Origin of the sequence: Pseudomonas sp. Yb2C2 (genome assembly GCF_052112325.1) — a bacterium.
Classification (GTDB): domain Bacteria; phylum Pseudomonadota; class Gammaproteobacteria; order Pseudomonadales; family Pseudomonadaceae; genus Aquipseudomonas; species Aquipseudomonas marginalis.
Genome location: NZ_JAVAJK010000017.1, coordinates 104,447 through 124,525 on the forward strand (window position 1 = coordinate 104,447; position 20,079 = coordinate 124,525).

General features: G+C 63.3%; 13 protein-coding genes and 1 pseudogene. 9 read left to right on the forward strand and 5 right to left on the reverse strand.

Translation table 11 applies throughout. The features are described from left to right. The first annotated feature begins 73 nt into the window (after positions 1-73). Together speA and Q8X51_RS22580 are read left to right on the forward strand one after the other, a co-directional pair. Positions 74-1,987, forward strand: a complete 1,914-nt coding sequence (gene speA, locus Q8X51_RS22575; RefSeq protein WP_065925556.1) for an arginine decarboxylase — start codon at positions 74-76, stop codon at positions 1,985-1,987. 155 nt (positions 1,988-2,142) lie between these two features. Beyond that, a pseudogene (locus Q8X51_RS22580) lies at positions 2,143-2,730 on the forward strand (alpha/beta hydrolase); the annotation flags it as partial. A 50-nt stretch (positions 2,731-2,780) separates the two neighbouring features. On the opposite strand, the gene Q8X51_RS22585 reads toward Q8X51_RS22580, so the two are convergent. Both Q8X51_RS22585 and Q8X51_RS22590 read right to left on the reverse strand, forming a co-directional pair. Next, the gene (locus Q8X51_RS22585) at positions 2,781-3,092 is read right to left on the reverse strand and encodes a hypothetical protein (protein ID WP_323146921.1); all 312 of its coding nucleotides are present in this window, start codon (positions 3,090-3,092) and stop codon (positions 2,781-2,783) included. A gap of 93 nt (positions 3,093-3,185) precedes the next feature. Continuing rightward, positions 3,186-4,523 carry an MATE family efflux transporter gene (locus tag Q8X51_RS22590; RefSeq protein WP_065925554.1) on the reverse strand — a complete coding sequence of 446 codons (1,338 nt, stop codon included), beginning with the start codon at positions 4,521-4,523 and terminating at the stop codon, positions 3,186-3,188. Positions 4,524-4,736: 213 nt separating this feature from the next. Between Q8X51_RS22590 and Q8X51_RS22595 the strand changes: the two genes are divergently transcribed. Further along, positions 4,737-9,632: an alpha-2-macroglobulin gene (locus Q8X51_RS22595; protein ID WP_407693610.1), complete on the forward strand. Its 4,896-nt coding sequence runs from the start codon at positions 4,737-4,739 to the stop codon at positions 9,630-9,632. 138 nt (positions 9,633-9,770) lie between these two features. Here Q8X51_RS22595 and Q8X51_RS22600 read toward each other — a convergent pair whose 3' ends face one another. Next, positions 9,771-10,064: a hypothetical protein gene (locus tag Q8X51_RS22600; RefSeq protein WP_027607987.1), complete on the reverse strand. Its 294-nt coding sequence runs from the start codon at positions 10,062-10,064 to the stop codon at positions 9,771-9,773. A gap of 90 nt (positions 10,065-10,154) precedes the next feature. Between Q8X51_RS22600 and pbpC the strand changes: the two genes are divergently transcribed. The 6 genes from pbpC to Q8X51_RS22630 all read left to right on the forward strand — a co-directional run bounded on the left by pbpC (position 10,155) and on the right by Q8X51_RS22630 (position 16,896). Continuing rightward, positions 10,155-12,485, forward strand: a complete 2,331-nt coding sequence (gene pbpC, locus Q8X51_RS22605; RefSeq protein ID WP_407693611.1) for a peptidoglycan glycosyltransferase PbpC — start codon at positions 10,155-10,157, stop codon at positions 12,483-12,485. Positions 12,486-12,580: 95 nt separating this feature from the next. After that, positions 12,581-12,889, forward strand: coding sequence for a MazG-like family protein (locus Q8X51_RS22610; protein WP_058423592.1), 309 nt, complete (start codon positions 12,581-12,583; stop codon positions 12,887-12,889). Next, on the forward strand, positions 12,882-13,631 hold the full coding sequence (locus Q8X51_RS22615) for a methyltransferase domain-containing protein (protein WP_065947168.1): 750 nt from the start codon (positions 12,882-12,884) through the stop codon (positions 13,629-13,631). Before Q8X51_RS22610 ends, Q8X51_RS22615 begins: the two co-directional genes overlap by 8 nt. 24 nt (positions 13,632-13,655) lie before the next feature. After that, positions 13,656-14,258 carry a DUF4136 domain-containing protein gene (locus Q8X51_RS22620; RefSeq protein ID WP_065947169.1) on the forward strand — a complete coding sequence of 201 codons (603 nt, stop codon included), beginning with the start codon at positions 13,656-13,658 and terminating at the stop codon, positions 14,256-14,258. A gap of 45 nt (positions 14,259-14,303) precedes the next feature. Continuing rightward, a complete protein-coding gene (locus tag Q8X51_RS22625; RefSeq protein WP_065925550.1) occupies positions 14,304-14,861 on the forward strand; it encodes a DUF4136 domain-containing protein in 558 nt (185 codons plus the stop codon). Between the two features lie 85 nt (positions 14,862-14,946). Next, complete coding sequence (locus tag Q8X51_RS22630; protein WP_330215411.1) at positions 14,947-16,896, forward strand: pilus assembly protein TadG-related protein; 1,950 nt, start codon at positions 14,947-14,949, stop codon at positions 16,894-16,896. Here the strand turns inward: Q8X51_RS22630 and Q8X51_RS22635 are convergent. Beyond that, complete coding sequence (locus Q8X51_RS22635) at positions 16,881-19,619, reverse strand: PAS domain-containing sensor histidine kinase (RefSeq protein WP_323146916.1); 2,739 nt, start codon at positions 19,617-19,619, stop codon at positions 16,881-16,883. The genes Q8X51_RS22630 and Q8X51_RS22635 overlap by 16 nt on opposite strands. Then, a complete protein-coding gene (locus Q8X51_RS22640) occupies positions 19,616-20,059 on the reverse strand; it encodes a TadE/TadG family type IV pilus assembly protein (protein ID WP_065925547.1) in 444 nt (147 codons plus the stop codon). The genes Q8X51_RS22635 and Q8X51_RS22640 overlap by 4 nt, the downstream gene beginning before the upstream one ends. Positions 20,060-20,079 lie beyond the last annotated feature (20 nt).

Genomic DNA, 20,079 nt, shown 5'->3' on the forward strand with positions numbered 1-20,079 from the left:
CATTTTCATTCTTTAGACTGCGCCAGCCTCGAACGAGAGGTGGCGCCTTCGCCTTCATTTATAGGGGACTTCGATGTCCGTACGACGCACACGCAAAGACGATGGCAGCCAATGGACAGTTGCGGACAGCCGCAGTGTTTACGGGATTCGCCATTGGGGGGCCGGGTATTTCGCGATCAATGATGCCGGTCGCGTTGAAGTCCGTCCGAACGGCCCGAACAGCACACCCGTCGACCTCTACGAGCAAGTGGACGAGCTGCGCAAGAGCGGCCTTTCCCTGCCGCTGCTGGTGCGTTTTCCCGACATCCTGCAAGACCGTGTACGCCAGCTGACCGGCGCTTTCGATGCCAACATCGAGCGCCTGGAGTACCAGAGCAAGTACACCGCACTGTACCCGATCAAGGTGAACCAGCAGGAAGCGGTGATCGAGAACATCATCGCCACCCAGAATGTTTCCATCGGCCTCGAAGCCGGCTCCAAGCCTGAGCTGCTGGCCGTGCTGGCCCTGGCGCCGAAGGGCGGCACCATCGTCTGCAACGGTTACAAGGACCGCGAGTTCATCCGCCTGGCGCTGATGGGCCAGAAGCTCGGCCACAACGTATTTATCGTGATCGAGAAAGAATCCGAGGTTGAACTGGTGATCGAAGAGGCCGCCAGCCTCAAGGTCAAGCCACAGGTGGGCCTGCGCGTGCGCCTGTCTTCCCTGGCGTCGAGCAAGTGGGCGGACACCGGTGGCGAGAAGTCCAAGTTCGGGTTGTCGGCGGCGCAACTGCTGTCGGTGGTCGAGCGCTTCCGCGCGGCGGGCCTGGACCAGGGCATCCGCCTGCTGCACTTCCACATGGGTTCGCAGATCGCCAACTTGGCCGACTACCAGCACGGGTTCAAGGAAGCCATTCGTTACTACGGCGAACTGCGCAACCTCGGCCTGCCGGTGGATCACATCGACGTCGGCGGTGGCCTGGGCGTGGACTACGACGGTACTCACTCGCGTAACGCCAGCTCGATCAACTACGACATGGACGACTACGCCGGTGTGGTCGTGGGCATGCTCAAGGAATTCTGCGACGCGCAGAGCCTGCCGCACCCGAATATCTTCTCTGAAAGCGGCCGCTCCCTGACCGCGCACCACGCCATGCTGGTGGTGCAGGTGACCGACGTCGAGAAACACAACGACGAAATCCCGACCATCGAAAACAAGGAAAGCCTGCCGGAAACCGTGCAGTGGCTGGTAGACCTGCTGGGCCCGACCGACATCGAGATGGTCACCGAAACCTACTGGCGCGCCACCCACTACATGAGCGACGTGGCCACCCAGTACGCCGACGGCAAACTGACCCTGGCCGAAAAAGCCCTGGCCGAACAGTGCTACTTCGCCGTGTGCCGCCGCCTGCACAACTCGCTGAAAGCCCGCCAGCGCTCGCACCGCCAGGTGCTGGACGAACTCAACGACAAGCTGGCCGACAAGTACATCTGCAACTTCTCGGTGTTCCAGAGCCTGCCGGACACCTGGGCCATCGGCCAGGTATTGCCGATCCTGCCGCTGCACCGCCTCGACGAAGAGCCGCTGCGCCGCGCCGTGCTGCAAGACCTGACCTGCGACTCCGACGGCAAGATCAAGCAATACGTCGACGAGCAGAGCATCGAGACCAGCCTGCCGGTGCACGCCTTGAACGAAGGCGAAGACTACCTGCTGGGCATCTTCCTGGTCGGCGCCTACCAGGAAATCCTTGGCGACATGCACAACCTGTTCGGTGACACCGACTCGGTGAACATCTACCAGCGCGAAGACGGTTCGGTGTACAGCGCCGGGATCGAGACCCACGACACCATCGAAGACATGCTGCGCTACGTGCACTTGTCGCCGGAGGAGTTGATGACGCACTACCGTGACAAGTGTGCGAGCGCGAAGATCTCCGCGTCGGAACGTACCCAGTTCCTTGATGCCTTGCGCCTTGGGTTGACGCGGTCGTCGTACTTGTCCTCGTAAGCTGAGCTGAAACACATCCAACTGTGGAAGGGGCGGTGCGACGATTCGACGTGCCCGCTCACCACAGAGTTATGTGTCAGCCTTTAAGAGTTGTGTAGATACCTATGGCCATCGGGGGCATGCCCACCCCACATTTGGAACACTGCTATTGCTGAGGTTTTGTGGCGGTGATCGCCGATTACCGGCTGTACCCGCAGGTGCGTTACCCCGCGTTTCTCCAGGATGGCGCCCAGGCCGTTGCGTGGGCGGTCAACCACAGCGCTGAATACGGTGCAGATCCCAAGCAGCTTTACGTGATGGGCCATAGCTCTGGCGCCTATAACGCCGCGATGTTGGCGCTGGATGGGCGTTGGCTCAAGGCAGTGGGCTTGGCGCCGTCGATCTTCAAAGGCTGGATCGGCCTGGCCGGGCCTTATGACTTCTTGCCGATTGAAAACCAGGACGTGCGCCCGGTGTTCTTCTTCCCCGACTCACCGCCGGAGTCGCAGCCGATCAACCATGTCAGCCATGATGCACCGCCAAGCCTGTTGATTGCCTCGACCGATGACACGCTCGTCAACCCCACCCGCAACACGGGTGGGTTGGCGAAAAAACTGCGGGAAGCGGGGGGGCCGGTCGAGGTGTTTTATTTCACCCGAACCAGCCACGTGACATTGGTCGCGTCCATCGCCAAGCCGTTGCGCTGGCTGGCGCCGGTGCTGGATCGGGCGACGGGGTTTATTGCATCTGTGCCTAGCCGATAAGCCGATGTGGCGCAGGCTCATTGAGCATATGCAAGGTTCCTGCTGACAGGTCAGCGCACAATCAGGCACAAGTAGAACGCGCATTGGCCTGGGTTGAACTCAAGTTTGACTTGGTCAATCCTGTCAACGTTGCTGTTTCTACGGGAAACGTTGACGCCCCTGCTATTGATCGGCAGTTCAATCGATGCTCCTGGGGCAAGAGGGTGCAGCTCTGTGCCTTGGTTAACCATCATATTGAACTGGCTCTCGTTTTTGACCTGCAATATGCCTGCAGTGTTGGTTGGCCCTTGCCCGCTGGTGCATCCGGCGATGGTCACTAGCGCGCACGCGATGGTAGCCCACAGGGTTTTTGTGATGTTCATATCCGACTCTCCATGCATATATGAAAGGGTAGATCCCTGACCATTCAACGCTTGGAATGTCGGTTTGTAACCTGTCAGAACTAACAGGTAGGGTCAGTTGAACCATTGGTCCTGGCGTTTGAGCCGCCAGGCGATGACGCCCAAGGTCAGGCTGCGCAACGTCATGAACAGCAGGAAAGTGATCCACAGTCCGTGATTGCCCAAGCCTTGCAACGCCCAGGCAAACGGCAGTGTTAGCAATAACGTCAGCAGCATCCCATTGCGCATTTCACGCGCACGGGTGGCACCGATAAACAGGCCGTCCAGCAGGTAACTCCCCACCGCAATCAACGGCAGCAGCGCCAGATACGGCAGGTAGATATCGGCGGTGTCGCGCACGCTGGGGATGTCGGTCTGCATGGCGATAAACAGGTGCCCGGCAACCGTGAATAACAGCGCGAAACCGACGCTGGCGATCAGCGACCACCCACCTGCAACTACCAATGAACGGCGCAGTGAGTGGCGGTCGCGGGCGCCGATGGCGTGGCCGCACAGGGCCTCGACTGCGTGGGCCAGACCGTCCAGTGCATGGGCCGTCAGCAGCAGGCCGTTGAGCAGCAGGGCGTTGGCGGCCACGGTCGCATCCCCCAATCGCGCGCCTTGCACGGTGATCATGAAAAACACCGACTGCAGCGCCAGGCTGCGGATAAAGATGTCGCGGTTCACCGCCAGCAACGGGCGCCAGCTTTGCCACCGTTTCAACGCGGCCCAGGCGATATGCCCGGGGTAGGCGCGCAGGGCTTTTTGCGTGAGGGCAAGGCCGAGGAGGGCGCCGGTCCATTCGGCGATCACCGATGCGCGGGCCGAGCCGACCACGCCCCAGTCCAGGCCCAGTACAAACCACAGGTTCAGGGCGATGTTGACCAGGTTGGTGGTCAACAGGATTGCCAATGGCGCCCGGGCGTTTTGCGTGCCGAGGAACCAGCCCACCAGCGCGTAGCTGGCCAGGGCGGCGGGGAGGCCGAACAGACGGGTATGGAAGAACTCGCGGGTCAGTTGATTGAGTTCGGGGGAAGGCTGCATCCATTCCAGGGCCAGATGGCTCAGCGGAATGCCGACGGTCCCCAGCACCATCGCCAACCCCAGCGCCAGCAGCAAGCCTTGCAGCAGGATTTGCCGCAGTGCCGCACCGTCCTTGCGCCCGGCGGCCTGGGCGGCGAAACCGGTGGAACCCATGCGCAGAAAACCCATGGCCCAGGCGAGGAAGGTATACAAGCTGGCACCGACGGCCACGGCGCCCAGTTGGTGGGCGTGGGGCAGGTGGCCGATGACCATGCTGTCGACCAACGCCACCAGCGGCACCGAAATGTTCGACAGGATCATCGGCGCAGCCAAAGCCCATACGCGGCGATGGGTAGGGCGGTCGCGCCAGTCGGTGAGTAAGGTGGACATGCAGGCTCCTTGGGGGAGCGGCATTGTAACCGGCCATTGGCAACGCAACAGGGTCAATGTGGCATGGGGCCCAATGTCCGTGGGATTTGGCTGGGACTTGAGACCGTTGAGAACCAACTCACCCTCCGTCGGTCAATGTGACCAGCGCCACATCGGCTTGGCCGGCGCTGATATATAGTTCACCCCTCGGTTCCCTCTGACTACGAGTGCCCCATGCTTAACAAAGGATTGTTCCTGGCCTGCGCGCTGGCCCTGCTGAGCGCCTGCGATTCTTCCGATAAACCGGCAGCACCGCCTGCGCCCACCGTAGCGACGGCGCCGAAACCGGCCAAGGCGGCGGTGGATGTGGCGGCGCTGAAGCAGCGCTATGCCGGGCGTGAGTTGAGTGTGGTGGACGTGTCCGAGGTGCAGTTGGACGGGGCCAGCACCTTGTCGGTGAGTTTTTCCATTCCGTTGGATCCGGAGCAGAAGTTTGCCGACAAACTCCATCTGGTCGACAGCAAGTCCGGCAAGGTCGATGGCGCCTGGGAGCTGTCCGATAACCTGATGGAACTGCGCCTGCGCCACCTGGAGCCCCAGCGCAAACTGGTGCTGACGGTGGATGCCGGGGTGAAGGCGGTCAACGCCAACACGCTCGCCGCCGAGTACATCGCGCGCCTGGAAACCCGTGACCTGCAAGCCACCGTCGGCTTCGCCAGCCGTGGCACATTGTTGCCGACGCGCCTGGCCGAAGGCCTGCCGGTGATCGCGCTGAACGTCGACAAGATCGACGTTGAATTCTTCCGGATCAAGCCCGAATCCCTGCCGTCGTTCCTGGCACAGTGGGGGCGCAATACCAGCCTGCAAAGTTATGAATCCCGCGAACTGCTGCCGCTGGCCGACCTGGTCTACGGCGGCCGTTTCGACCTGAACCCGGCGCGCAATACCCGTGAAACCCTGCTGCTGCCGATCGCCGGCCTCAAGCAATTGCAGCAACCGGGCGTGTACCTGGCGGTGATGCGCGCTTCGGGCACCTACAACTATTCGCAACCGGCCACGCTGTTTACCTTGAGCGATATCGGCCTGTCGGTGCACCGCTACGCCAATCGCCTGGATGTGTTTACCCAGGCGCTGGAAGGTGGCAAGGCGTTGGATGGCGTCGACCTTGAAGTGCTCGATGCCGACGGCCGTGTGCTGGGCCAGGGCAAGACCGAGAAGGGCGGCCACGCTGAGTTGCCGTTGCCGAAAAAGGCCCAGGTGCTGCTGGCCAAACAGGGTGAGCAGACCAGTCTGCTGCGCCTGGACAGTGCCGCGCTGGATCTGGCCGAGTTCGATATCGGCGGCCAACCTTCCCATCCGTTGCAATTCTTTGTGTTCGGCCCGCGCGACCTGTATCGCCCCGGCGAAACCGTGCTGCTCAACGCCCTGCTGCGGGACAAGGACGGCAACGCGGTCAAGCCGCAACCGGTGAGCGTCGAAGTGCGTCGCCCGGACGAACAGGTGAGCCGCAAGTTTGTCTGGGATGCCGATGCCTCGGGCCTCTACCAATATCAACTGCAACTGGCCGGCGAAGCACCGACCGGCCGCTGGCAGTTGGTGTTCGACCTGGGCGATGGCAAGCCGCAGCTGTATGAGTTCCTCGTCGAAGACTTCCTGCCCGAGCGCCTGGCGCTGGAACTCAAGGGCAGCGACACGGCATTGAGCCCGGCGGATAACCCGGTGATCAAGGTCAACGGTCGCTACCTCTACGGTGCGCCGGCGTCGGGCAACCGCGTCAGCGGGCAAGTCTATGTGCGCCCCCTGCGCGAAGCGGTCAAGTCGCTGCCGGGCTATCAATTCGGCTCCGTCACCGAAGAAGAACTGAGCCAGGACTTCGAGCTCGACGAAAGCGTGCTCGACGCCAAGGGCCAGGAAGAACTGACCCTGGAAAGCAAATGGGCGGAGGCCAAATCTCCCCTGCAACTGATCGTGCAAGCCAGCCTGCACGAGTCGGGCGGACGGCCGATCACCCGGCGCCTGGTACAGCCGATCTGGCCGGCCGAGCAACTGCCGGGCCTGCGTGGCCTGTTTGACGGCAAGGAAACCAATGGCGACGGCCCGGCGGAATTCGAAGTGCTGCTGGCCAACCAGGACGGGCAGAAACTCGCCGCGCAAAACCTCAAGGTCCGCCTGGTACGCGAGCGCCGTGACTACTACTGGAACTACTCCGACAGCGATGGCTGGAGCTATCACTACAACGAGAAATTCCTAAACCTCGATGAACAGACCCTGAGCATCAAGGCCGGCGATACTGCCAAGGTCAGCTTCCAGGTGGAGTGGGGCCCGTACCGCGTCGAGGTCGAAGACCCGCAGACCGGCCTGGTCAGCAGCCTGCGCTTCTGGGCCGGCTACCAGGCCCAGGACAACACCGAAGGCGGCGCCGTGCGGCCCGATCAGGTCAAGCTGGCGCTGGATAAACCCGCCTATGGCGACGGCGACACCGCCAACGTCACGGTCACGCCGCCGGCTGCCGGTAAAGGCTACCTGCTGGTGGAATCCGCCGAAGGGCCGCTGTGGTGGCAGGAAATCGACGTGCCGGCCGAAGGTAAAAGCTTTGCCGTGAAGCTTGATCCGAAATGGTCGCGCCATGACCTGTACGTCAGCGCCCTGGTGGTTCGTCCCGGCGAGCGCAAAGCCAATATCACCCCCAAGCGCGCGGTAGGCCTGCTGCATCTGCCGCTGGATCGCACCCAGCGCAAGCTTGGCGTGACCCTGGCCGCGCCGGAAAAAATGCGCCCCAAACAACCGCTGACGGTGAAGGTCGCCGCCAAAAACGCCGATGGCAGCGTGCCGAAACAGGTGCACGTGCTGGTGGCGGCGGTGGACGTGGGCATCCTCAATATCACCGAATATCCGACGCCGGACCCGTACTCCAGCCTGTTCGGCCGCAAGGCCTATGGCGTGGACCAGTTCGATATCTACGGCCAGTTGATCGAAGCCGGGCAGGGCCGCCTGGCCAGCCTGGCCTTTGGGGGCGACGCCGCGCTGGCCAAGGGCGGCAAGCGTCCGGACACCAGTGTGACCATCGTCGCCCTGCAAAGCGCACCGGTGACCTTGAATGAGCAGGGCGAGGGTGAAGTCAGCGTCAACATCCCCGACTTCAACGGCGAATTGCGCCTGATGGCCCAGGCCTGGAGCGATGACCGCTACGGCATGGCCGAAGGCAAGACCTTGATCGCCGCGCCGCTGGTGGCCGAGCTGTCGGCACCGCGCTTCCTCGCCGGCGGTGACCAGACGACGTTGGCCCTGGACCTGTCCAACCTGTCGGGCAAGGCGCAGAAACTCGATCTGCAACTGAGTGCCGAAGGGCAATTGGAGCTGGTCAACAGCGGCGCGCAAAGCGTCGAGCTCAAGCAAGGCCAGCGCACCACCCTGCGTATCCCGGTGAAAGCCTGGGGTGGCTTGGGTCAAGGCAAGGTGAAGGTCACGGTCAATGGCCTGGACCTGCCCGGTGAGAACCTGCCGCCGTTCAGCCGCGAATGGACCCTGGGCGTGCGCCCGGCCTACCCGGCGTTGCTCAAGCATTACCGCGCGGTGCTCAAGGGCGAGCCGTGGAGCTTGCCCGCCGGCGCATTGGATCAATTCGATGCCTCTGGGCGTGAGGCGCTGCTGAGCCTGTCGAGCCGGCCGCCGCTGAACCTGGGTGCGCAGATATCGGCGCTCAAGGCCTACCCGTATGGGTGCCTGGAGCAGACCGCCAGTGGTCTGTACCCGTCGCTGTACGCCGACGACGCGCTGCTCAAGCGTTTGAGCATCAAGGGCGAGCCGGATGCCGAGCGCAAACGCAAGATCGAGCTGGGCATCGAACGCCTGCTGGGCATGCAGCGCTACAACGGCAGCTTCGGTTTGTGGGGCGCCGATGGCGAAGAGGAATATTGGCTGACGGCTTATGTCACCGACTTCCTGTTGCGTGCCCGTGACCAGGGCTTCGCTGTACCACCCGAAGCGCTGAAAAAAGCCAGCGAGCGCCTGCTGCGCTATGTGCAGGAGCGCAACCTGATCGAAGTCGACTACAGCGACAACGCTGACCACACGCGCTTTGCCGTGCAGGCCTACGCCGGCATGGTACTGGCGCGCAGTCAGCAGGCGCCGTTGGGGGCGCTGCGCAGTATTTTCGAGCGGCGCAGCGACGCGCGTTCCGGGTTGCCGTTGGTGCAGTTGTCCATCGCATTACAGAAGATGGGTGACCAGCCCCGTGCGGATCAAGCCTTGCTGGCCGGCCTGGCGGCGCAACGCAGCGCCAAGGAATGGCTGGCCGACTACGGCAGCCCGCTGCGCGATCAGGCGATGATCCTGGCATTGCTGGAAGAAAACGACTTGGCCAAGGGCAAGCGTGAGGAGCGCTTGTTTAGCCTGTCCGATCAGTTGGCGGCCAGCCCGTACCTGTCGACCCAAGAGCGCAATTCGCTGTTCCTGGCCGGGCGCCTGGGGTTCGCCCAGCCCGAGTCTGCCTGGAAGGTCCTGCTCAATGGCAGCGGTGGGGAACATGAGCTGAACAATCAACAGTCGACGCTGGACCTGGAAGGCAAGCTGCTTTCTGGCGATCTGAACCTGACCAATCAGGGCGATGTGCCGGTCTACCAGCAATTGACGATCTCGGGTTATCCCCAGGTGCCACCGGCACCGGGTGGCGACAACCTGAGCATCCGCCGGGAATACCTGGGCATGAATGGCCAACCGCTGAACCTGCGCAACCTCAATAGCGGCGACCTGGTGCTGGTGCACCTGGCCGTGAGCGCCAGGCAGCGCGTGCCGGATGCCTTGGTGGTCGATCTGTTGCCTGCGGGCTTGGAGCTGGAAAACCAGAACCTGGCACAAAGTGCCGCCAGCCTGGAAAACGCCAGCAGCCAGGTGAAGGAGTGGCGTGAGTCGATGCAGAACGCGGCGCTCAAGCATCAGGAGTTTCGTGATGACCGTTACGTGGCGGCCATCAACCTTGACGGCGATGGCACCACGCACTTGCTGTACCTGGCCCGTGCCGTGACACCGGGTACTTACCGCGTGCCACCGCCGCAGGTGGAGTCGATGTATCGGCCGAACTGGCAGGCGGTGGGGGAGACGCCGGCGGATCTGGTGATCAAGGGACGCTGAAATTTGACGGTTGATCACTGTAGGAGCGGGCTTGCCCGCGAAGAACGCAAGGGCACCGCGTTTATTCCGGATGTCAGCGTTATCGTTGACGTCCTTCGCGAGCAAGCTCGCTCCTACAGTGGCTGGGTGTTTTTGGGTTCAGTGGACGACCCAGCTGAGCAGCCACAGGCCAAGTATCAGCCAGATCACCCCAAAGATGATCGAAGCGCGCATGAAGGCGCGTACGGCTGAGTACAGAAACAGCAGGCCGACGATCAGGGTGAGGATGCTGATGATCGAGGTGTCCATGCCCAATGTGCGTGACAGGCCTTCGACAAAGTTGCCGCCGGCGTGGGTCAAGGCTCCGAACAATCCGCTGAGCCCGTCGACGATAAAGCGGATGACGGAACCGAGCGCCTGGCCCAACCATTCGAAAAAGCTTTCTACCTGCATATGTGTGTCCTGATAAGAAGGTGGGCGTATCTGTGCCTTTGGTTGTTATTGCAACAGGCTAGTTCCCTACAAGCATAGAGGTTTGCCCGCTTGAATTTGCGTTTACTTGTCCGCTGGACCCTGGCGATCCTGGTCTTGATGATTGCCCTGCTGTGGCTGGCCGATCGTATCTGGCCGTTGCCGTTGCCCAGGGACGACCTGGCGCGGGTAGTGCTGGCCGAGGATGGCACGCCGTTGTGGCGGTTTGCCGATGCCAACGGTGTGTGGCGTTACCCGGTGCAAACCAGCGAAGTGTCGCCGTATTACCTCGATGCACTGCTCACCTACGAAGACCGCTGGTTCTATCAGCATCCCGGTGTTAACCCGTTGGCGCTGGTGCGGGCGACGTGGCAGAACCTGACGGGCGCGCGGGTGGTGTCGGGTGGCAGTACGTTGTCGATGCAGGTGGCGCGTCTGCTGGATCCTCACTCGCGGACCTTCCACGGCAAGTTGCGCCAACTGTGGCGCACGGCGCAGTTGGAGTGGCACCTGTCCAAGGAACAGATTCTCAACCTGTACCTGAACCGCGCACCGTTCGGCGGCACGTTGCAGGGCGTGGCGGCCGCCAGCTGGGCGTACCTGGGCAAGTCCCCGGCGCAACTGACCCACGCCGAAGCCGCTTTGCTCGCGGTATTGCCCCAGGCGCCGAGCCGCCTGCGCCCGGATCGCCACCCGCAGCGCGCCCAGGAGGCCCGCGACAAAGTACTGCGCCGCCTCGCCGAGTTCCAGGTGTGGCCACAAGCGGCCGTCGACGAAGCGCTGGAGGAGCCGTTGCTGCTCGCCCCGCGCCTGGAGCCGAGCCTGGCGCCGCTGCTTGCCCGCCGCCTTAACCGTCCGGACAGCCCGCCGCTGATTCGCACCACGCTGGATGCCACCCTGCAACGCCGTCTTGAAGACCTGTTGTTGGGCTGGCGTGCGCGGTTGCCGGAATACACCTCGGCCGCGATCCTGGTGGTGGAAGAAGAAAACATGGCCGTGCGCGCTTACCTGGGGTCAGTGGACATCAACGACGCCAAGCGCTTTGGCCACGTGGACATGATCAGCGCGCTGCGTTCGCCGGGCTCTACCTTGAAGCCGTTCCTGTATGGCATGGCCCTGGACGAGGGCCTGATTCACTCCGAATCGCTGTTGCAGGACGTGCCCCGGCGTTATGGCGATTATCGGCCGGGCAACTTTTCCATGGGCTTTACCGGCGCAGTGCCGGCGAGCACGGCGCTGTCCAGTTCGCTGAACCTGCCGGCGGTGCAGTTGCTGGAAGCCTACGGGCCCAAGCGGTTTGCCGCGCAGATGCGCATCGGCGGCGTGCCATTGGCCCTGCCGGCGTTGGCCGAGCCCAACCTGGCGCTGATCCTCGGCGGCGCGGGCAGCCGCCTGGAGGATCTGGTCAGCGGCTACAGCGCCTTTGCCCGCGACGGCAGGAGCGCCACCCTTCGATTACAGCCGGACGATACGCTGAGAGAGCGGCCCTTGCTGTCGCCAGGGTCCGCCTGGATTATTCGGCGCATCCTCAGTGGCCAGGCGCGGCCTGATCGCGACCCGCGTGCCGAGCTGGTGCAGCGCCCGGTCCTGGCCTGGAAAACCGGGACCAGCTACGGTTTTCGCGATGCCTGGGCGATTGGCGTGGGGCCGCGCTATTTGATCGGTGTGTGGATCGGTCGCCCGGACGGCACGCCGGTGCCGGGGCAGTTCGGTTTGGCCTCGGCGGCGCCGCTGATGTTGCAGGTGCATGACGTGCTGACCAATCGCGACAGCCAGCGCGGCATCAGCGCGCAGGTGGTGGCGGTGCCGACCAATGTCGGCGTGGCGGCGATCTGTTGGCCGCTGGGCCAGCCCATGAACCGCAGCGATCCGAATTGCCGCCGCCAGCGCTTTGCCTGGACCCTGGACAACACCACGCCGCCGACCTTGCAGGCGCTGGATCAGCCGTTGAGCGTCGGTTTGATGGAAAGCGTCTGGGTCAACGCCAAGGGCTTGAGGGTGGATGCCCATTGCCCTGGCGCTGTGTCTAAAAATATCGCCTTGTGGCCCGCGCCCCTGGAGCCATGGTTGCCCAGGATCGAGCGCCGTGAGGCGCGGATTCCCGCCGCCGACCCCGACTGCCCGCCACCGGCGCTGGCGGCGTCTTCGCCGCTGTCGATTGTCGGCGTGCGCGAAGGCGACCAACTGCGCCTGCCCGCCGCCAGTCAGCAAACCCTGCGCCTCAAGCTTTCCGCCCTGGGCGGCAGCGGCCGGCGCTGGTGGTTCCTCAACGGCGCCCCCCTGGGCGACAGCGCCAACCAGGACAGCATCAATGCCAGTTTCGAGCGCTTGGGCCGCTACCAACTCAGCGTCCTCGACGCAGCCGGCCAGACCGCCCGGCTCGAATTCAGCGTGGTGGATTAGGGCCTCATCAGGGGCAAGTCGAATCGTCGCACCGCCGCTATTCACTTGCCTTCACTCTCCATCCCCCTGAAGCTATACCCATTCAGGAGCCCCCCATGAACCTCGAACACCTCACCGAACGTCTGCACCGCATCCGCGATACCAACGACTGGAAGCCATTCCACAGCCCGAAGAACCTGGCCATGGCCGCCAGCGTGGAAATGGCCGAACTGGTGGAAATCTTCCAGTGGCTCACCGAAGACCAGTCCCGCCAGTTACCCGCCGACAAACTTGCCCACGCCGGCCAGGAAGTGGGCGATATCGTGCTGTACCTGCTGTTGCTGTGCAGCGAGCTGGGCCTGGACATGAACGAGGTGGTGCGCGCCAAACTGGCCGACAGCGAGCGGCGGTTTGCCCATGAGTGACCGGCATTTCGACCAATTGGCCACGCGCTTCGCCGAGAAAATCTACGGTGGCGCAAAAGGCGCGATTCGCCTGGCTGTGCTCCAGGCCGACCTGGCTGAGGCCCTGCCGGAGCGTCCGTTGCGCGTGCTGGATATCGGCGCGGGCCTGGGGCATATGTCGCTGTGGCTGGCCGAGCGCGGCCATCAGGTGACCCTGGCCGAACCCGCCGAGCCGATGCTCGAAGGCGCGCGCCAGCGCTTCGCCGAAGCCGGACAGAGCGCCACCTTCATTCATGCGCCCTGGCAAGATCTGCTCGGCCAGCTCACCGAGCCCTACGACCTGGTGCTGTGCCATGCCGTGCTGGAATGGCTGGCCGAACCCCACGGTATCCTGCCGGTGCTGCACCAGCTGACGCTGCCCGGCGGCTGGTTGTCGCTGGCTTTCTACAACCGCGATGCACTGATTTATCGCAACCTGCTCAAAGGCCATTTCCGCAAGATGCGCAAGAACGACATGGCCGGCGAAAAGCAGAGCCTGACCCCACAACAGCCCCTCGACCCGCGGGAATTGGCGGCGCAACTCGAAGGGCTTTGGCAGGTCGAAAGCCAAAGTGGCGTGCGGGTATTCCACGACTATATGCCGGTGGAATTCCAGGCCCGCGCCGACTTGAAGGACCTTGTAGAGATGGAGCTCGCTCACCGTCGTCACCCAAGCTTTGCCGGACTTGGGCGTTATTTGCACTGGATCTGCCGTCCGGTATAAACGGCCCAGTCTGCGGAGGTCGAAATGCGTCGTCTCTGTTTGATCCTGTTATCCCTCGGGCTGGGCGCCTGCTCCAGCCCTAACCCTTATGTGGCGGCTTCTGCGCCCATGCCACCGGCGCCCGCGCAGGCGGCCACGACCTTCGATGCCAGCGCCTACCCGGCGCCGGTGCGCGACTACGGCGCCTACCGCAATTGGGCCTGGCGCAACGGCCAGCTCCCGGCCGGCACGGCCTGGGCGGACTCGGCGCAGGTCGCCGAAGCGGTCAGCGGTGCCCTCGACCAGCGCGGCCTGCGGCCCTTGCACGACAACCGCCCGGCGGACCTGCTGGTGAGCGCCGATGTGCGCCTGGAGAAGCGTCTCAAGCAGGTCCGGGACGATTACGGCTACGGATACGGCGGCTATAACCGCTACGGCCCGGGCTACGGCATGTACAACTCGGTGCCGATTGTGCGCACCTATGAGGTTCAAGTGGTGGTGGTGCGCGTCAATCTGTTCGACGCCCGCAGCGGCCAGCCGGTGTGGAGTGCCAGTGCGGAAACCGGCAGCCAGGGCAGCCTCAGCGAGCGTGCGGATGCGTTGCGCCAGGCCGTGCAAAAGGCGATGACGGCGTATCCTCCGAGTTAACAGCTATTCTCATCTAAAGCCCGGGTCGCTCTTTGGAGATCAACCATGTTTCGTCGTATCGCTACGCTAGCTTTTGTTGTGCTGCTGGGCGGTTGCCAGACCAGCCAGGTCAACCACGATTTTGATGCCAGCCGCGACTTCGGCGCCTACCGCAACTGGGCCTGGAAAGACCCGGCGCTGCAATACCGCCCCGATGATCCGCGGATCAAGAGCGACCTCACCGAACAACGCATCCGCCAGGCCGTGGGTGAACAGCTTGACCAGCGCGGCCTGCGCCCGGCAGCCGCAGGCACCCGGGCTGACCTGAACGTGCAGGCCTACCTGATCGTCGAAGACCGCCAGCAACAAGTCACCACCAACTATGGCGGCGCCTGGGGTGGCCCGTGGAACGGCTATTGGGGCGCGCCGATGTACAACGAAACACGCAACATCACCTACAAGGTGGCGACCATCCAGATCGACCTGCTCGACGGCAAGGACGGCAAGCTGGTGTGGCGCGGCAGTGATGAACAGATGATGAGCAGCACGCCCAACCCGCAGGATCGTAATAACGCGATTCGCACGACGGTGACCCGCATCCTCTCCAGCTACCCACCGCACTGACCGTTTGCAGCGACCGGCCGGCGCACCTGCCAAGCCTTGTCTACACTCCACGGCAACACGGAGAGTAAGCGCTAAGGAGTGCCTGATGTCTCCCCGACTCGGTTGCAGGCAGCGTGGTGCGATTGGCTTGATGGCAGCGGGCACCCTGGCGTTAGCGCTGGTGTTCCTGCTGCTGGCGGTGGACAGCGGCCGCCTCTACCTGGAAAAGCGCAAGCTGCAGTCCATTGCCGACACCGCCGCCCTGGAGGCCGCCGGGCGTGGTGGCCTGTGCAGCCCGACCACCAGCGCCAACGACTATGCCGTGCAGAACGCCGCGCGCAACGGCTTCACCGTGGTTGCCGGCGACAGCAGTCGTGGCCTGGCCGTGACCTGCGGCACATTGACGACCAATGCCGGCAACATCCGCGTATTCAGCGCCGACGCCAGCAAAAACGAGGCCATTCGGGTAGTGGCGACGCGCAGCGTAGTAACCAGCGTCGCCACCGGTATCTGGAATATGTTCAGCGGTACGCCGGCGTCCACCCAGATGACCCTGGGTGCCACCGCCGTGGCCGCGTACGCGCCGCCAGTGGCGCAACTGACGATTCGCAGCAACCTGGCGACGGTGGATTCGGCGAAGTCCCCGCTATTGAACATGGTCATTGGCAACCTGTTGGGCGGCAGCCTGTCGCTGACGGCGGCGGGCTGGAATGGCTTGCTGGCGACGAACGTCAACCTGCTCGGCTACCTGGATCAGTTGGCGATTGAGCTGAACGTGACGGCGGGTGACTACGATGCGCTGCTCAACACCGCCGTATCCGCCAACCAGTTGATCGATGCCGCGGTAAAGGTGCTGCAAAAAAACGGCGCGGTGGCGACGGCGGTCATCAACGATGTGATTTCATTGAAAGCCATCGCGCCCAATACCCAGCTGCTGAAAGTCGCAGACCTGCTGAAGGTTGCCAGCGGAACACCGGCCGCGGCGTTGAATACCAATGTGCAGTTGTTTCAATTGCTGGAGGCCGTTGCACAGCTGTCCAATAGCAAGAGTGCGGTGAGTGCGGCCGCTCAGGTGAATATTCCCCTGGTGGGCAATGTCTCGATCCAGACCAAAGTCATCGAGCCGCCGCAATTGTCGGCGATCGGTAATCCGGCGAAGGCCAAGGCGGGGCTTCTGAATAACCCGCAGACGGATCAGATTGTTGTCCGAACCGCGCAAGTGCGCACATTGGTTACGGTGGATGCGCCGATCATCAAGCTGGTGTCGGGGGTTTCATCAATCCTGACCGGGTTGGCGACACCGGTGTCGAAGGTGGTCGGCGGCCTGTTGAACCTGAACATCCCGGCAGTGGTGGGCGGCGTGTTGTGCCTGGTGGCGTGTAACGTCACCGACGTGGATATCACGCAATCACTGTCCATCTACATCGAAGCGGCCAGTGCGCAGAGCCAAGTGACGGACTACAGCTGTGCCACGCCGGCCACAAAGTCGCTAACGGTGCAGGCCACCACCGCCATGGCTACCTTGGGCGTGGGCTATGTCGACCCTGCCACCGCGTTTTCATCATCGGCGCCAGTCACCGTGCAGCCGGTCAGGCTGATCGATTTTGGCCAGCGCTACTGCATTGTGCTGTCGCTGATATGCGGCACGCGTACAGCGGGTGTAGGCGGTGGTTTGAATGTGAAGGCGTTGTCTACCGTGGCAGCGCAGACCAGCTCGTTGCTGTTTTTACCGGTCGCCGATATGAATGCCGCGCCGACCTACAAAAGTCCAACCGGCACCGCCAATATCGTCAATAGCCTGGGAGCAACCCTGAGCGGCCTGCAGGTTACCTACGTACCGCCCAGCGGCAGCACACCCGGTGCGGCGAACGGCACTGTTACGACGGCCCTGGCTACCATCACCAGCGCGGTGGTCACCCTTGTCCAGGACGTCCTGTCACCGCTGCTCGACCCCATTGTCAACACGCTGCTCCCGGCCCTGGGCATCAACCTGGGCAACGCCGAAGTCGGCGCCAACCTGACGTGTCAGATGGGCCGCGCCTACCTGGTGATCTGAACCACCGGCAGTTCCACACAAAACCGTGCGCCTTCCTCGCCATTGATCACGCTCAAGCGCCCACCCATGTTTTCCACGATCCCGTAGCTTACCGACAGCCCCAGGCCGGTCCCCACCCCAATCGGCTTGGTGGTAAAAAACGGCTCGAAAATCCTCTCCAATAATCGTGGGTCGATGCCGCCACCGTTGTCCTCGACCCAGATGCGCACATGCCGGCTGTCGTGCTCGCAGTGCAGTGCAATCCAGGGGCGCAATTGCGCGGCTGTTTCGCGCTGGCTCAATAGCGCATCGCGGGCGTTGACCATCAGGTTGATCAACACCTGCTCAAGCTGGTCGACATGACCTTTGACCTGCACCCTGAAGTCTGCAGGTGTGATGCGCAGGTCCACGCCTTTGCCGCGCAGGCCCTCACTCAGCAGCGATATGGTCCCTTCCACGGCTTGCGCTGGGTCGAACGGTTGCTGTTCGATTTCCGAACGGCGGCCAAACACGCGCATATGGTCCACCACCCTCGCCGCGCGTTGCACTTGGGTGTCGATGCGCTTGAGTTTTTCGGTGAGGTAGTCGATCTGCGCGTCGCCGTTGGCCAGGCGCTTGAGCACATTGACGATCGCCATGCGCATCACGTTCAGCGGCTGGTTGATCTCATGGGCCAGGCCCGTGGCCATTTCGCCGAGGGTCGCCATCTTGGCGCTCTGGGTCAGTTGCTGCTGGGAGCGACGCACTTCGGTGTTGTCGCGGCCCACGGCCTGCACCTCCACCAGTTGACCTAGTTCATCAAACACACCACGGTCGGACCATACCCACCAGGCATGTTCGCGCCCGGGCAGCTGCAGGCTGATTTCGGCGGTGCTCACCGGAAACTCGGGGGTCAGTCGGCGGATGCGTTGGATAAATGCCTGGCGCTGTTCATCCGACAGCCACGCGTCCAATTGCCGCCCCGGCAGTTGCGCGGGCAAGCACTCCAGGTAGTTGGCCAGCGGCGTGTTGCCAAACGTCAGGGTCAGGTCCGGGCGATAACGGCAGATCATTGCCGGCGAGTCTTCCACCAGGATGCGGTAGCGCTCTTCGCTCTGCCTGACCTGTTCGGCGGCCAGGGTCGCGTCGGTCACATCGAGCCATAGCCCCACGGCCTCCACCGGCAGGCCCAGGTCATCGCGCAGCAGCTTGGCCTCGTCGAGCAGCCAATGGTAGTCGCCGCGGGTGTCGCGCACCCGGTAGCGGCTGCGTACATTCCCTTCGCGTAGTAATTGACGGGTGCGTTGGAAGTACAACTCACGGTCTTCGGGATGGATCAACGAGGCCAGGCCGTCGTGGCTGCAATCGGCCAGGCTCCAGCCCAGCAGCGGCAACAGGCTGTCGCTGAAAAACGCCGGGTGCAGCGCGCCGCCGACATAGCGCTGCACGTAGATCACCGCCGGTGAACTGGCGATCAGGTTATCCAGGCGTGCATGGGCGGCGGCGGCTTGCAGTTGCTGGTTCTTGATGTCGCTGATGTTGAGCATGAAACCGACCCAGCGCCGGTTGTCGCCCACGCCCAGTACCTGGCCCTGCACGCGATACCAGATGGGCGTGTGGTCCGCGTCACTGCCTGGCAGGCGCACGCTGGTCAGCAGGGGTTTGTCCAGTGCCTGCAGGTCTTGCAGGTGGCTGAGCAGTTCCTGGCGATCAGCGGGGTGGATCAGCTCCAGCCAGAGGGCCAGTGCCTGGCGCGTGGCGCCGTGTTCCTGGCCCAGGCTATGCAGCAACTGGGGGGCGAGCTGGATCTCCTGGGTGGCGGGCAGCAGTTCCCACCAGCCGGTGCCGAGCAGTTCTTGCAGGGCCTCCATGCGCTCCAGTTGCTGATGGCTGCGTTGTTCGCGCAGGCGGCTCAGCAGCGGGGCGGCGAGTGCGGCGGTGAGGTCCAGCCAGTCACGTTCGCGGGTGTGCGGTTCGCCGCCGTAGAAACCGCAGAGCAACCAGGCTGCCACGCCCTGGCTGTCACGGTAGGGCACCAGCAAACCGTCGATATCGCCGAAAATGCTCTGCAGGCGGGGGTTGTCAATGCGCCCGTGGGCCAGGCTCAGGAGCGCGTTGCCGTTGACACTGTCCAGGCTGGCCCCCAGATGTTGGCCGGTTTGCCACAAGCCCGGGGCGTCGTGAGCGGTGTATTGGCTGTAGATCCGCCAACCCTGGTTGGCTTCATCGAGCAATGCCAGGGCCACACAGGGGATACGCCAACGTTGGGCCAGGCTGCGCAGTTGCTCGTTGAACGTCTCGGGCAGGCGACTCAGGCTGCACACTCGCAACTGTTCGCTCATCCTGCAGGCGAGTTGGTGGTTCTGCTCGCGCTGTTCAGCCAGGTGGCGGCCGGCGAGCAAGTCGCCGATGTCCAGCAGGTGCAGCACCCAGCGGTCGCCCTCCGGCTCGACCCAGCCACGGGTGGGCAGGACCTGGCCGGCAGAGCCCTGGAAGTCCAGGTCCAGGGTATGGCGTTGCCAGTCGGCAGGGCTGCCTTCGATACTCAAGGCACTGCTTGCGCACAGCAACTCCCGCAGCAGCGGCCGTGCTTCACCCGCGACGGGCATGGCGAGTTGCGAACGCAGTGTGCCGCTGATGTCCACCACATGGCCTTGATGATCCAATAACACGCGCAGCCCTGCCGCAGGGACAGTGGGCGCCTCGAAGGCCTGGGTGCCGACACGGCCCCGCAGGCGCTCGAAGAAATTATTCCCCGCAGTCAAAACTGAAGACTCGAGCTGGCCGAAAGGTTGGTCGGCAGGTTCGGTACAGTGCCAATGCCTGGCACCACCAGCGCCGGGAATACGGAGTAGAGGTTGGAGGAGGGGTATTTGATCGTGACAGTCAGCGTGGTGCCGGTGTAGGTGGCGCTGATGAAGGACGGCTGGAACTGGAAGTTGGCGGGGATCCAGCTCAATTGCGCCGCTACCGCATCTTTCGCCCGCTGGGTGACAAGGGTGGGGTAGGCCGATCCTGCCGCTACCGGGTCTACCGCCATGGCCTGGCGCACGGCCTCGGCCGCCGCCTGGTTGAACGACTGCATCAACAGCAGCGGCAGGCTGAAGCTGATCAAGCCATAGAACACCGCAAAAAAGATCCCGAAGACCAAGGCGAACTCGATCGCCGCAGCCCCTTTTTGCTTTGCCGGCAGGCCTGTTTTCATGACTGCGTCTACCCTGACGT

What these genes read in the sequence shown, in the direction of transcription:
- speA (WP_065925556.1), top strand. Translation starts at nt 74, where the DNA reads ATGTCCGTACGACGCACACGCAAAGACGATGGCAGCCAATGGACAGTT.
- Q8X51_RS22585 (WP_323146921.1), bottom strand. Translation starts at nt 3,092, where the DNA reads ATGAACATCACAAAAACCCTGTGGGCTACCATCGCGTGCGCGCTAGTG.
- Q8X51_RS22590 (WP_065925554.1), bottom strand. Translation starts at nt 4,523, where the DNA reads ATGTCCACCTTACTCACCGACTGGCGCGACCGCCCTACCCATCGCCGC.
- Q8X51_RS22595 (WP_407693610.1), top strand. Translation starts at nt 4,737, where the DNA reads ATGCTTAACAAAGGATTGTTCCTGGCCTGCGCGCTGGCCCTGCTGAGC.
- Q8X51_RS22600 (WP_027607987.1), bottom strand. Translation starts at nt 10,064, where the DNA reads ATGCAGGTAGAAAGCTTTTTCGAATGGTTGGGCCAGGCGCTCGGTTCC.
- Q8X51_RS22610 (WP_058423592.1), top strand. Translation starts at nt 12,581, where the DNA reads ATGAACCTCGAACACCTCACCGAACGTCTGCACCGCATCCGCGATACC.
- Q8X51_RS22615 (WP_065947168.1), top strand. Translation starts at nt 12,882, where the DNA reads ATGAGTGACCGGCATTTCGACCAATTGGCCACGCGCTTCGCCGAGAAA.
- Q8X51_RS22620 (WP_065947169.1), top strand. Translation starts at nt 13,656, where the DNA reads ATGCGTCGTCTCTGTTTGATCCTGTTATCCCTCGGGCTGGGCGCCTGC.
- Q8X51_RS22625 (WP_065925550.1), top strand. Translation starts at nt 14,304, where the DNA reads ATGTTTCGTCGTATCGCTACGCTAGCTTTTGTTGTGCTGCTGGGCGGT.
- Q8X51_RS22630 (WP_330215411.1), top strand. Translation starts at nt 14,947, where the DNA reads ATGTCTCCCCGACTCGGTTGCAGGCAGCGTGGTGCGATTGGCTTGATG.
- Q8X51_RS22640 (WP_065925547.1), bottom strand. Translation starts at nt 20,059, where the DNA reads ATGAAAACAGGCCTGCCGGCAAAGCAAAAAGGGGCTGCGGCGATCGAG.